Genomic DNA, 12620 nt, shown 5'->3' on the forward strand with positions numbered 1-12620 from the left:
AGATGACGCGGAATGCGCCTAGTCTTACACATATGGGTTACGAATTCCTACGCTTTCAAGAAGCCGGATTTCGATTTGTTCCATTACTTGCGCATCTTCGTCGCGAATATGGTCATAGCCCAACAGATGCAGCACCGCGTGGATGAGCAAATGCAGCGTGTGATCTTCGACGGATTTGCCCTGTTCTTCAGCCTCTCGGGCACAGGTTTCATAGGCAATGGCTAGGTCGCCAAGCTCGATTTCGCCGAAGACATCAGGCGCGGGCGGTTCGGGATGCGCACCGGGCTCTTCCGCGCCGCGTTCCTCGGCAGGCCAGCTCAGCACATTGGTGGGCTTCGCATTGTCGCGATATTCGCCGTTCAGCTCGGCGATGCGCGCGTCGTCACAGGCGAGAACCGAGAGGCGGCAGAGCTCCGCCTCGATCCCGCGATCCTCCAGCACCAGCGTTGCGGCGCGGGTCATCAGGTCATCCAGCCCCACAGTCTCCCAGCGGGCGTCTTCGATCTCGAGGTCAATTTCCATTGGAATTCCCGCCCTCTGCGCCAAGCGTCAGGTCGCCCACCTGCTGCCCGGCCTTGTCATAGACCAGCACCTGGCCCGCATCGGTCACCACGACCGTATAGTTGCGCGCAAAGGTCACGGCTTCGGCCTGAGCTCCCTCGGGCAGCGTGATCGCGGCGGGCAGTTGCGGCAGCGGATTGGGTTGCTGCAAGCGGATGACAAGCAGCGCCACGATCGCTACAAGCCCGACGATCATCACCGCCGCAAGCGTGGTCACCAGTATCTTGAGAAAGCGAAGATCGGGTGGCAGCGTGGTGGCAGGCTCTTCGTCAGGCAGGTCGGACATGAATAAGGAAATCCTCAGCATCGAGATCGGACCCGGCATGGGTCCCCGCCTTGATAAGGCCTTGGCGGCGGCTGTGCCAGAGGAAGCGGCCCTCTCGCGCTCGCGTCTGGCGAAACTGATCGCGGAGGGCTCGGTCAGCCGCGAGGGCGTGGCTGTCACCGATCAGAAAACGAAGGTCGCCGAGGGCGAGGTCTATCAGATCGCGCTGGAGCCGCCGAAAGAAGTCGAGACCGTCGCGCAGGACATCCCCCTCGAAGTGCTGTGGGAAGATGACGACCTGATCGTCGTGAACAAGCCTGCGGGCATGGTCACCCACCCCGCGCCGGGCACGCCCGAAGGCACGCTCGTCAACGCGCTGCTGCACCATTTCGGCGGCAATCTCTCGGGCATCGGCGGCGAGGCGCGCCCCGGCATCGTGCACCGCATCGACAAGGACACCTCGGGGCTGCTAGTCGTCGCGAAATCGGACCGGGCGCATCACGGGCTGGCCGCGCAATTCGAGGCGCATACGGTGCATCGCCATTACCGCGCGCTCTGCCACGGCGTGCCGCAGGCCTCTGATCCGCGCCTGCGCGGGCTGAATGGCGTCAGCTTCGAGCAAGGCGGCGTGCTGAAGATCGTAACGCAACTCGCGCGCCACAAGACCGACCGGCAGAAGCAGGCGGTGGTCGCCAATGGCGGCCGCCACGCTGTCACCCGCGCCCGCACGATCGAGGATTTCAACGGCACCGCGGCGCTGATCGATTGCTGGCTGGAGACCGGGCGCACGCACCAGATCCGCGTCCATATGGCCTATGCGGGCCACGGGCTGATCGGCGATCAGACCTATGGCGGCAAGCGCAAGATCTCGGAAAAAGCGGTCGGAGCTGCGGCGGCAGAGGCCGTGCGCGCCTTCCCGCGTCAGGCGCTCCATGCGGCGACTTTGGGCTTCATCCATCCGGTCACCGAGGAGGAGCTGTCCTTCGAGGCGCCCCTGCCCGAGGACATGACCGCGCTGATCGACGCATTGCGCGCGGCCTCCGCGCCCCCAACCGGCGGCACGGGCCCGTGAACGTCTGGTGGGCCGAGCTTCTGACGCTGCTGATTCACTTCGGCTCTCAGGTGCTCGCGCTTTTGCGGGTGCTCACCCGGCCCGACAAACCGCCTGCGGTGCGCGCAAGCTGGACCGTCCTGATCCTGTCCGTGCCGTTTCTGGGCGTCATCCTCTACATCCTGATCGGCGAGACGCGGCTCAACCAGCGCATCGCGCGCAAACTGCAGGCGACGGTGGACGCCCTGCCCGCCCCCGATCCGGTCGAGCCTGAAGACCTCGAGGCCGTCACGCCGGAATATCGCGCAGCCTTCGCGCGGGCCGCCGCCATCAACGGCTATGCGCCCAGCACCGGCGATGCGATCACCTTCCTGCCCGACCCGTCCGACCAACTCGAACCGCTGATCGCCGATATTGACGCTGCCACCCAGAGCGTGCACCTGATCACCTATATCTGGCTGAGCGATCTGACCGGCATCGCCATGGCCGAGGCGCTGACCCGCGCGGCCACCCGTGGGGTGAAAGTGCGCGTCCTTGTCGATGGGCTGGGCGCGCGCGCCTTCATCAAATCGCGGCACTGGAAGGCGATGAAAAAGGCCGGCGTGAAGACCGCGATCGCCTTTTCCTTCCGCTGGCCGCTTTTTAAGCTCGCGACGATGCGGATCGATCTGCGCAATCACCGCAAGCTCGCCGTGATCGACGGGCATGTGGCCTATGCCGGCTCGCGCAACATCGCCGACCCGGAATTCCGCATCAAGGCGCGCTTCGCACCTTGGACGGATGTGATGCTGCGGATCGAGGGGCCGCTCGCCGCCCAGCACCAGCATATCTTCGCGACCGATTGGGTGACCCATAGCCACGAGGAAATCTCGGACCTCGTGCTCCCGACCCCCGCCGCACCGACCGCACGGCCCGGAACGGCGGTCGCCTTCGCGACGGGGCCGATGCTGGACACGCGCGGGGTTCCGGATGTGTTCCTTGCCGTGATCGGGGCCGCGCGCGAGACGCTGACGCTGTCGACCCCCTATTTCGTGCCAGGCGAGGAGATCGCCTCGGCGCTGCGCGCCGCCAAGCGCCGGGGCGTGCGGGTGCAGGTGATCGTGCCAAGGCGCAACGACTCGCGCTTCGTCGCCCATGCCGCGCGCAGCTTCTATCCGGTGCTGGCCGAGGCGGGCGTCGAGATCTGGGAGCATGGGCCGGGCCTGTTGCACGCCAAGACGCTGCTGGCCGACGGCCGCGTGGCGATCCTCGGCTCGGCCAATCTCGACCGCCGCAGCTTCGAGCTGAATTACGAGAATTGCGTGCTGATCGAGGATAACGAACTGGGGCTCGCGCTTGGCGAACGCCAGCGTCACTGGATCGCGCAGGCCCGCCGGATCGGCCCGGAACGCATCGCGGAATGGCCCCTTCACTGGAAAATCATCAACAATCTGATGTCGGTCCTCGCCCCGATCTTGTGAGGCGTCAGATGTTTTTTTACACATGCGCGACGGAAATCCCGTTACGATACGTTGATCTTTCTATGCGACTGCGTCAGGGCGGCTTTCGGTGAACCAATCGCCACTGCCCTGCGTTTCTTGAAAGAACGGGGAGATATCCCCATATTGAGCAGCCGCCAAAAGGGAGACATGGGAGACGATGACGAGCTATACAAACCTTCCGGCCCCGAGTCCTGAGCAGGGGCTGAACCGCTATCTTCAGGAAATCCGGAAGTTCCCGCTTCTGGAGCCGGAACAAGAATACATGCTGGCCAAGCGTTGGGCCGATCATCAGGATACCGAGGCCGCGCACCAGATGGTGACCTCGCACCTGCGTCTCGCCGCGAAGATCGCGATGGGCTATCGCGGCTATGGCCTGCCGCAGGCCGAGGTGATCTCGGAGGCCAATGTCGGTCTGATGCAGGCTGTGAAGCGCTTCGATCCCGAAAAGGGCTTCCGCCTCGCGACCTATGCGATGTGGTGGATCCGCGCCGCGATCCAGGAATACATCCTGCGCTCGTGGAGCCTCGTGAAACTGGGCACCACCTCGGCGCAGAAGAAGCTGTTCTTCAACCTGCGCAAGGCGAAGTCCAAGATCGGCGCCTATGAAGACGGCGATATGCGCCCCGAGAACGTCAAACAGATCGCGACCGATCTGAACGTGACCGAGGAAGAAGTGATCTCGATGAACCGGCGCATGTCGGGCTCGGACGCTTCGCTGAACGCGCAGATCGGCGCCGGTGACGAAGGCGGGGCCGCGCAGTGGCAGGATTGGCTCGAAGACGAGGATGCCGATCAGGCCGAGGCTTACGCCGAGACCGAAGAGATGGAAGCCCGTCGCGAGATGCTGATGGACGCGATGGACGTCCTCAACGATCGCGAGAAGGACATCCTGATGCAGCGCCGCCTGCGCGACGACCCGGTCACGCTGGAGGAGCTTTCGGGCGTCTATGACGTCTCGCGCGAGCGTATCCGCCAGATCGAGGTCCGCGCCTTCGAGAAGCTGCAAAAGCGCATGACCGAATTGGCACGCGAAAAAGGTATGAACGTGCCCGACTGACGCGCGACTGGTAACGAGTGTCGAAGTATCTCGCCGTTCCCAACTGGGGGCGGCGATTTTCTTTGCGCCGCGCAGCTCGCTATCGCAGCGCTCGCGTCATGTGCCGCAATTGGTAAAGGAAAGCGGCGAAGGCTACGCATGCGAGCGCCAGCCAGACCGCGCCGGATTGCGCATGATAGACCACACCCTCCACCGGATCGAAGCAGCGCCCCATTTCATTGAAGCAGCTCCGCCAGCGAAGATATTGCGCGTAATAGGCGTAGCCGAAGGCAAGCGTCAGCCCGAGGCTGAGAAGCATAGTGATCACGCGCATCTCTGGCAGCCCCCTCCGTTTCGACCCAGCCTAGCGATGTGCGACACCCGGTCAACGCGCCCCCGTTGCACCCGGTCCTGATTGCGCTACCATCGCGGCGAGAAAGGGAGGCTATCACATGACCGTTTTGAACTGGGGCATTCTGGGAGCTGCGAAATTCGCGCGCGAGCATATGGGCCGGGCGATCCACGCGGCTGAGGGCGCGCGGCTGGCGGCGCTCGCGACGTCGAGCCCCGAAAAAGCCGATCCGTTCAAGGCCTTCGCGCCCGATCTTAAGGTCCATGACAGCTATGACGCGCTGCTGGCCGACCCCGAGATCGACGTGGTCTATATCCCGCTGCCCAACACGCTCCATGTCGAATGGACGAAGAAGGCGCTGGCGGCAGGCAAGCATGTGCTGACGGAAAAGCCGATCGCGATGAAGGCCGAAGAGATCGACGGGCTGATCGAAGCGCGCGACGCCGCCGGCAAATTCGCGACCGAGGCCTATATGATCGTGCATCACCCGCAATGGCAGCAGGTGCGCGACTGGCTCGATGCGGGCGCGATCGGCGAGCTGCGCCACGCCGATGTGGCCTTCACCTTCAACAATCCCGACCCCACCAATATCCGCAACAAGCCGGAGATGGGAGGCGGCTCGATCCCCGATATCGGCGTCTACGCCTATTCCTGCGTGCGCTTCGCCGCCCGGGCCGAACCGGGCGAGCTGCGTGCGGTGATCCAGCGCGAGAACGATGTCGATACCTTCGCACAGGTCACCGGTGAGATGATCTCCGACAAGGGCCGTTTCACCTATGGCGCGATGACCTCGACCCGGCTGCACCCGCGTCAGGAGGCGGTGTTCCAAGGCTCCGAGGGGCTGATCCGCCTCACCTGCCCGTTCAATGCGAATGTCTTCGATCAGGCGGAAGTCACCCTGATCCGCAAAGGCAAACCGGACGAGGTGATCCGCTATCCGGGCGTGAATCAATATGTGATCCAGGTGGAGGCCTTCGTGCGCCACGTCACCGAGGGCGCCCCCTATATGTGGACGCTCGAGGACGCGCGCGGCACGCAGGCGATGATCGACAAGGTGTTCGCCAGCGCGTCGTGACGAGACAATCATGCCTTGGGAACAAAGCACGCCTGACGGTGTTCAGGATGAATGAAATCACATAGTTCCCAAAGTAACGATCAAAACCAGTCCGACGACGAGAGCGCGAAATCCTCGAACGCCGTACGCGAAAGGCATGAAAAGCGCTCGGTGATGCAGGCTTCGCGCCTCTCGGCGCGGCTGATCTATGCCGTGATCCGCCATGACGGCGACGAGGAGCTGAACCGCCCGCTGATCTCGCTCGTGTGGTCGGGTCTCGCGGCGGGCATCCTCATCAGCCTCTCGGTCATCGCGCAGGCGAGCCTGCACGCCCGTCTGCCCGATGAGGATTGGCGAATTCTGGTCGAGTCGCTTGGCTATTCGGCCGGGTTCATGGTGGTGATCTTCGGGCGGATGCAGCTGTTTACCGAGAACACGATCACGACCGTGCTGCCCGTGGTGGCGGACCGCTCGCTGACCTGCCTGCTGAAGATGCTGCGGCTCTGGGCGATCGTGCTCGCGTCCAACGTGCTGGGCTGCGCGATCGCCTCGGGCTTCCTGAGCATCCCGCATGTTATCCCCGACGAAATGACCGACAGTCTGCTCGCGGTGGCCCGTCACGCGACCGATGGCGATATGGGGCAGAATTTCTACCGCGCGATGCCTGCGGGGATCATCATCGCGGCCGTTGTGTGGATCATGCCCGCCGCGCAGGGCAGTTCCTTCCTCGTGATCCTCGCGATGACATGGCTGCTCGCCGCCTCGGGCTCGGCCCACGTCATCGCGGGTTCGGTCGAGGCGGGGCTGCTGGTCTGGGCCGGGCAGATGAGCCTTGCCGAGGCGTTCAGCCGGTTCTTCCTGCCCGTGCTGGCGGGCAATGTCGCGGGCGGCACGGCGGTCTTCACGCTGCTCACATGGGGGCAGGTGAAGAACGAGGTGACGGGCGAACAGGATGAGGCAACCCCGGCGTCCGACCGATAAGCGAACGCCGCCGGGCGCGCCTCAGCGCAGCTTCGGCGGCTTGCTCGGGTCCATGCCGGGGGCCGAACCGGGAACGACCTCCTGCACCTCTTCCTCTTCCGGCTCGGGCACATGCAGCACGAGCCCTTTCTCCAGCAGAAGCTGCGCGGCCTTTTCCTCGGGCTCGAGGAAGGTCACGTCCAACTCGCCTGCGTCCAGCCCGGAGAAGGTCAGCGCCTCGCCCATCGCTTTCGCGATCCCCGCGCGGAAATGCTCATGCGCGCCGATCACTGCCAGCACATGGCCCCGGTGGCCATCCTCATAGGTCACGCCGCCCAGCACGGCGGCCTGCGCGATACCAGCGAGTTGATGCAGCTTTGCCTCGAAGGCGGGCAGCAGCAGCGCGATCACCGCAGGCGACAGGCCGGGTGCGGTGAACTCCACAGGACGGCCCTGCGCCTCCGACGGCGTATGTGCGAGCGTCTCGGTCAGCCAGTCGAGCGCCTCGGGCGGCAGAAGCATCGCCGAGTCCGCCACCGCGAGATTGACGCCCAACCCGATATTCTCGCCCACCAGATGCTGCGCGATCACCCGGCCCGGCAGCGCCGCATAGGGCTGCGGGCCATCGGCGAATTCGCCCAGACGATCCTCGGTGTCGAAGACGAGGACGAAATCGCCCTCTTCAGTGGAGAACACCTGCGGCTTGATGTTTTCGTCCTCGGGCTCTTCCTCGAGAAGCAGGAAAAGCTCGGCATCGGCGAGACGGTCGAACACGGCGAGGCGCTTGGCCTCGTTCTCGGGCTCGGCTTCCATCGCGGCATGGGCGCGGTCATAGGGGGTCATGTCAGCTCCTTCACCCGCGCGCGCAGGACCGGCAGCAGGTCGGCCTCGAACCACGGGTTTTTCTTCAGCCATCCCGTATTGCGCCAGGACGGATGAGGCAAGGGGAAGAGGCGCGGCGCGTGGTCTCGCCACCCCATCACGGTCTGGGTCACGTTGCGCGTGCCCAGATGCCAGCGCTGCGCGGCACCGCCCACCAGAAGCGTCAGATCGACCGGACCGATCTCGGCCATGACACGGTCGCGCCATGTCTCGGCGCAGATTACGGGCGGCGGCAGGTCAGAGCCCTTCGCGTCATAGCCCGGAAAGCAGAACGCCATCGGCGCGATCGCAATGCGCGACATGTCGTAGAAGGTCTCGCGGTCCACGCCCATCCAGTCGCGCAGACGGTCCCCCGAGCGGTCATTGAACGGCACACCCGTCTCATGCACCCGAAGCCCCGGCGCCTGCCCCATAACCAGAATGCGCGCCCCCGCCCCGAACCAAGCGACAGGACGCGGAGAATGCCCCGTGGCCGTCGCACGGAACCGCGCGGCGCAGATACGACAGGCGCGGATGTCCTCTTGCACGGGTCGGGTCATAGTTTCCTCTCTGGTGTCAATGTGTTCCTCGTTGCATAACCCTCCTCCAAGTGAACATAATCCTGCCCAAATCCAAGGTTAGGTGGGTTCTCAGCCTGCGCCCCCCGTGATTTAGTGGCGAGACGCGTATAATTGGAGACCCGGACCGAGAGCTTATGATCGTATTCGAGAACGTCTCCAAATCCTTCTGGACCGGTAAGCAGCGCAAGGTGATCCTAGAACGCGCGAGCTTCCGTGTAGAATTGGGCCATAGCCTCGGCATTCTCGCACCCAACGGCACCGGAAAAACTACGATCATCAACATGATGGCGGGGCTCGAAAAGCCCGACGAGGGCGACATTCGCCGCTCGAGCCGCGTGTCCTTCCCGCTGGGCTTCATGGGCGGCGTCGTCTCGAAACACTCGGCGCGCGAAAACGCCCGGTTCATCGCGCGGCTCTACGGGCTCGACCCCGATTACGTCGAAGCCTTCTCGCGCTGGCTGACCGGCATCGCGGAATATTTCGACCAGCCCGTGGGCACTTACAGTTCGGGGATGCGCGCGCGGTTCACGTTTTCCCTGCTTCTGGCGCTGGAATTCGACATTTACCTGATCGACGAGGGGATGCCCTCGACCACCGATGTGGAGTTCAACCGCAAGGCAGGTTCGATCCTGCGCGACCGGCTGCGCGATTCCACCGTGGTCGTGGTCTCGCACCAGCCCGCCACGATCGAGAAATTCTGCAATCGCGCCGCGGTGCTGCGCGACGGCCAACTTTATCAGTTCGACACTCTGGAAGAAGCGAAGCGGTTGTATGACTACCAGTCCTAAGGCCCCGAAATTCCGTATCCGCCGCGATGGTCCGGTGATCACGGGGAGCGATGGCTCGCTGCAACTGGGCGCTATGCCGCTGCAATCGGGCGCGGGCTACGCCGCCTCCGAGGCGGCCACGCCGCGCGCTTCCAATGCCTCCGCCGCCTCTGCTGCGCAAAGCGCGCCCTCCGCGGAGGCGCCGCAGCCGCAACGACAGCGCAAACCGCAACCGCAGCGTCATCCGGACGATCCGTCCAACCTTTTCGAGCCGCAGGATGACGGGTTCGGCGATCAGAAATTCCCGACCGCAGGCCAGACCGACTCCGAGGTGATCGACGCGGGCCAGCGGACCCCCGAGGAAGAAATCGACGCGATCCGCGCCGAAGGGCTGACCGGCCGCCAGTTGCGACTCGCGCGCCGCATGGCCCAGAAACACGGCGTTCAGGCCAGTTCCGATTTCGAGGCCGTGCTGCTTCTGCGCCGCCGCGGGATCGACCCGTTCGACCGCTCGAATATCGTGGCGCTGGTGAAACCCGGCGAGGCGGAAGCGACCTCGCGGGCGCTGGCGCGCACCGACGGGCCGGGCGCCGATACCCGCGTGAACCTGCCGCAGACGATCAAGCAGGGTCAGGTCCCCTCCACCGAGGTAATGAACGCGGACCGCCGCGCGGCCGAGATCCTGCGCATCCAGCGCGACATCGCCAAACGCCGCCGCCGCAAGCTGATGCTGCTGGGCGCGCGGCTGGGCTTCTTCGTGGTGCTGCCGACGCTGATGGCCGCCTATTACTACTTCGCGATGGCCACGCCGATGTATGCGACGAAATCGGCCTTCGTGATCCAGAAAGCCGAAGGGATGGGCAATTCCGGGCTGGGCTCGCTGTTCTCGGGCACGCAGCTCGCCACCAATCAGGACTCGGTCACGGTGCAGTCCTATCTGCAATCGCGCGATGCGATGAAGCGGCTCGACCGCGATCAGGGGTTCAAGAAGATCTTCGAGGACCAGAGCATCGACCCGCTGCAGCGGCTGCCGGAAAACGCGACGGACGAGCAGGCCTACCGGCTCTATTCCAAGATGGTGCAGATCGGCTACGACCCCTCCGAGGGCATCGTGAAGATGGAAGTGGTCGCCCCCGATCCGGCGAAATCGCAGAAATTCTCCGAGTCGCTGATCTCCTATGCCGAACAGCAGGTGGACCAGTTGACTTCGCGGCTGCGCGACGACCAGATGAAGGGCGCGCGCGAAAGCTATGAGGATGCCGAGGCCAAGGTCTTCGCGGCGCAATCCAAGGTGCAGCAGCTGCAGGAAAAGGTCGGCGTGCTCGATCCCGTCAGCGAGAATTCGATGGTGATGGGTCAGGTCGCCAATCTGGAAAACCAGTTGCAGCAGAAACGTCTCGAACTGGGGCAGCTGCTCGACAATCCGCGGCCCAATCAGGCGCGGGTCGCGGGCGTGCAGGGCGATATCAAGCGCATTCAGGCGCTTCTCGACACCACGCGCAGCCAGCTGACGACCGCACGGCAATCCACGGGGGGCGAGTCGCTCGCCGCTGTCACCGGCCAGCTGCAGATCGCTCAGGGCGAGTTGCAGACCCGGCAGATGCTGCTGTCGGCGGCCGCCCAGCAGATGGAAACCGCCCGGATCGAGGCCAACAAGCAGGTGCGCTATCTGGAGATGGGCGTGCGCCCCGTCGCCCCGGACGAGCCCACCTATCCGCGCGCTTTCGAGAACACGCTGTTGGCTTTCCTGATCTTCTCGGGCATCTATCTGATGCTGTCGCTCACAGCTTCGGTCCTGCGCGAGCAGGTCTCGAGCTGACCCCTGAGCGGCCCGTCACGAGGCTGCGGAGAGAGATATGAAAGACGTGAAAATCGGCGGGCTGACCGTCTCGAACGACCGCCCGCTGACGGTGATCGCGGGGCCCTGCCAGCTGGAAAGCCGCGACCATGCGATGATGATCGCGAAGGAAATGGCCCGTGCCTGCGATCAGGCGGGCGCGCAGTTCATCTTCAAGGCGAGCTACGACAAGGCCAACCGCACCAGCCTCAAGGGCAAGCGCGGCCTTGGCATCGAGGCGGGGCTGAAGATCCTCGAAGAGGTGCGCGCCGAGATCGGCTGCCCGGTGCTGACCGACATCCACGATGCTGAACAGGCCCGCATCGCGGGCGCCGTGGTCGATGTGATCCAGATCCCGGCCTTCCTGTGCCGTCAGACCGATCTGCTGCTCGCCGCGGGCGAGACCGGCTGCGTCGTGAACATCAAGAAGGGCCAGTTCCTCGCGCCGTGGGACATGCCGAACGTGGCCGACAAGGTCGCCTCGACGGGCAACGAGAAGATCCTGCTGACCGAGCGCGGCACGTCGTTTGGCTACAACACGCTGGTCGCCGATATGCGCGGCCTGCCCGAGATGGCCAAGACCGGCTACCCGGTGATCATGGACGCCACTCATTCGGTGCAACAACCCGGCGGTCAGGGCGGTTCCTCGGGCGGTCAGCGCGAATTCGCGCCGGTGATGGCGCGCGCTGCCGTCAGCCTCGGGATTGCGGGGGTGTTCATCGAGACGCATGAAGCGCCCGATACCGCGCCCTCGGACGGGCCGAACATGATCCCGCTGAACCAGATGCCGAAGCTGGTGCAGACCCTGATGGAGTTCGACCGGATCGCCAAGGACGACCCGATCCGGTTGTAATCGCCCATAGAAAAGGGCGCGCGAGAAACCCGCGCGCCCTGCCCTGTTCTTTGCGATCGGATCAGGCGTCAGCCACGACCTCGGCGCGCTGCTTGCCCAGACCTTCGATCTCCAGTTCCACCACGTCGCCCGGACGCAGGAAGCGCGGCGTCTCCATCCCCATCGCGACGCCCGGAGGGGTGCCGGTCGAGATCACGTCGCCCGGATGCAGCGTCATGAACTGACTGAGGTAGCTCACCAATTTCTTCACACCGAAGACCATCGTCTCGGTCGAGCCGTTCTGCATCACTTCGCCATTCACGCTCAGCTTCATCGCCAGCTTCTGCGGATCGGCCACCGCGTCGCGGGTCACGAGATACGGACCGAGCGGGCCGAAGCTGTCGCAGCTCTTGCCCTTGGTCCACTGGCCCGCGCGATCCTTCTGATAGCTGCGCTCGGAGACGTCATTGGCAAGCACGAACCCCGCGACGTAATCCATCGCGTCCTCTTCCGAGACATATTTCGCGGGCTTGCCGATCACGATGCCCAGCTCGACCTCCCAGTCGGTCTGCTCGGAGCCGCGCGGCAGCACGATCGGGTCGTTCGGCCCCTGGATCGCCGAGGTCGCCTTCATGAAGATCAGCGGCTCGGGCGGCACCTGCGCCCCGGATTCCGCGGCGTGATCGGCATAGTTCAACCCGATGCAGATCATCTTGCCGATCCCGGCCACCGGCGCGCCCAGACGCGTGCCCTCGGGCACGACGGGCAGCTCCGACGCATCGAGCGAGCCGATTGCGGCCAGACCGTCATCGGAAAGCACCGCGCCCCCGATATCGGCCACCTGCCCCGACAGGTCGCGGATCACGCCCTGATCGTCCATCAGCCCCGGTTTCTCGGCCCCGATCAGCCCATGACGCAGAAGTTTCATGTGATGTCCTCCTTCATTTTGGCGGCATCAAGCCCGTGCCGCGGCGAAGATGCA

Annotated in this window: 14 protein-coding genes; 8 read left to right on the plus strand and 6 right to left on the minus strand. The window is 64.5% G+C overall.

Features of this window, described 5'->3' with window-relative positions; translation table 11 throughout:
- Window positions 1-24: 24 nt before the first annotated feature.
- Window positions 25-522, minus strand: coding sequence for an rRNA maturation RNase YbeY (gene ybeY, locus ACZ7GB_RS13595; protein ID WP_472159066.1), 498 nt, complete (start codon window positions 520-522; stop codon window positions 25-27).
- Window positions 512-847, minus strand: a complete 336-nt coding sequence (locus tag ACZ7GB_RS13600) for a DUF6476 family protein (RefSeq protein WP_078605555.1) — start codon at window positions 845-847, stop codon at window positions 512-514. Before ACZ7GB_RS13600 ends, ybeY begins: the two co-directional genes overlap by 11 nt.
- On the opposite strand from ACZ7GB_RS13600, the gene ACZ7GB_RS13605 reads away from it, so the two are divergent.
- From ACZ7GB_RS13605 to rpoH, 3 genes are all read left to right on the plus strand, one after another.
- Window positions 846-1898 carry an RluA family pseudouridine synthase gene (locus ACZ7GB_RS13605; RefSeq protein ID WP_078540670.1) on the plus strand — a complete coding sequence of 351 codons (1053 nt, stop codon included), beginning with the start codon at window positions 846-848 and terminating at the stop codon, window positions 1896-1898. The two genes, ACZ7GB_RS13600 and ACZ7GB_RS13605, sit on opposite strands and share 2 nt — an antisense overlap.
- Window positions 1895-3337: a cardiolipin synthase gene (gene cls / locus ACZ7GB_RS13610; RefSeq protein WP_078605559.1), complete on the plus strand. Its 1443-nt coding sequence runs from the start codon at window positions 1895-1897 to the stop codon at window positions 3335-3337. The genes ACZ7GB_RS13605 and cls overlap by 4 nt, the downstream gene beginning before the upstream one ends.
- 178 nt (window positions 3338-3515) lie before the next feature.
- The gene (rpoH, locus tag ACZ7GB_RS13615) at window positions 3516-4415 is read left to right on the plus strand and encodes an RNA polymerase sigma factor RpoH (RefSeq protein ID WP_078520844.1); all 900 of its coding nucleotides are present in this window, start codon (window positions 3516-3518) and stop codon (window positions 4413-4415) included.
- A gap of 79 nt (window positions 4416-4494) precedes the next feature.
- On the opposite strand, the gene ACZ7GB_RS13620 is transcribed toward rpoH, so the two are convergent.
- Entirely contained in the window at window positions 4495-4728 is a 234-nt protein-coding gene (locus ACZ7GB_RS13620; RefSeq protein ID WP_472159068.1) for a hypothetical protein, read from the minus strand.
- Between the two features lie 118 nt (window positions 4729-4846).
- Between ACZ7GB_RS13620 and ACZ7GB_RS13625 the strand changes: the two genes are divergently transcribed.
- Window positions 4847-5821 carry a Gfo/Idh/MocA family protein gene (locus ACZ7GB_RS13625; protein WP_472159069.1) on the plus strand — a complete coding sequence of 325 codons (975 nt, stop codon included), beginning with the start codon at window positions 4847-4849 and terminating at the stop codon, window positions 5819-5821.
- A 51-nt stretch (window positions 5822-5872) separates the two neighbouring features.
- The gene (locus ACZ7GB_RS13630) at window positions 5873-6781 is read left to right on the plus strand and encodes a formate/nitrite transporter family protein (RefSeq protein ID WP_472159070.1); all 909 of its coding nucleotides are present in this window, start codon (window positions 5873-5875) and stop codon (window positions 6779-6781) included.
- 21 nt (window positions 6782-6802) lie between these two features.
- On the opposite strand, the gene ACZ7GB_RS13635 is transcribed toward ACZ7GB_RS13630, so the two are convergent.
- Both ACZ7GB_RS13635 and ACZ7GB_RS13640 read right to left on the minus strand, forming a co-directional pair.
- Complete coding sequence (locus tag ACZ7GB_RS13635) at window positions 6803-7603, minus strand: SseB family protein (protein ID WP_472159072.1); 801 nt, start codon at window positions 7601-7603, stop codon at window positions 6803-6805.
- On the minus strand, window positions 7600-8181 hold the full coding sequence (locus tag ACZ7GB_RS13640) for a uracil-DNA glycosylase family protein (protein ID WP_472159073.1): 582 nt from the start codon (window positions 8179-8181) through the stop codon (window positions 7600-7602). The genes ACZ7GB_RS13635 and ACZ7GB_RS13640 overlap by 4 nt, the downstream gene beginning before the upstream one ends.
- A 155-nt stretch (window positions 8182-8336) precedes the next feature.
- Here ACZ7GB_RS13640 and ACZ7GB_RS13645 point away from each other — a divergent pair, with 155 nt between their 5' ends.
- The 3 genes from ACZ7GB_RS13645 to kdsA are packed head-to-tail and all read left to right on the plus strand — an operon-like array spanning window position 8337 to window position 11659.
- Window positions 8337-8990 carry an ABC transporter ATP-binding protein gene (locus tag ACZ7GB_RS13645; RefSeq protein WP_078550106.1) on the plus strand — a complete coding sequence of 218 codons (654 nt, stop codon included), beginning with the start codon at window positions 8337-8339 and terminating at the stop codon, window positions 8988-8990.
- Entirely contained in the window at window positions 8974-10788 is a 1815-nt protein-coding gene (locus ACZ7GB_RS13650; protein WP_472159075.1) for a KpsE/RkpR family capsule polysaccharide export protein, read from the plus strand. Before ACZ7GB_RS13645 ends, ACZ7GB_RS13650 begins: the two co-directional genes overlap by 17 nt.
- A gap of 37 nt (window positions 10789-10825) precedes the next feature.
- On the plus strand, window positions 10826-11659 hold the full coding sequence (gene kdsA, locus ACZ7GB_RS13655; protein WP_472159076.1) for a 3-deoxy-8-phosphooctulonate synthase: 834 nt from the start codon (window positions 10826-10828) through the stop codon (window positions 11657-11659).
- A 61-nt stretch (window positions 11660-11720) separates the two neighbouring features.
- On the opposite strand, the gene ACZ7GB_RS13660 is transcribed toward kdsA, so the two are convergent.
- Window positions 11721-12566, minus strand: a complete 846-nt coding sequence (locus tag ACZ7GB_RS13660; RefSeq protein WP_472159078.1) for a fumarylacetoacetate hydrolase family protein — start codon at window positions 12564-12566, stop codon at window positions 11721-11723.
- Between the last annotated feature and the right edge of the window lie 54 nt (window positions 12567-12620).

This window comes from Thioclava sp. PTB-PU3-1 (genome assembly GCF_055666785.1).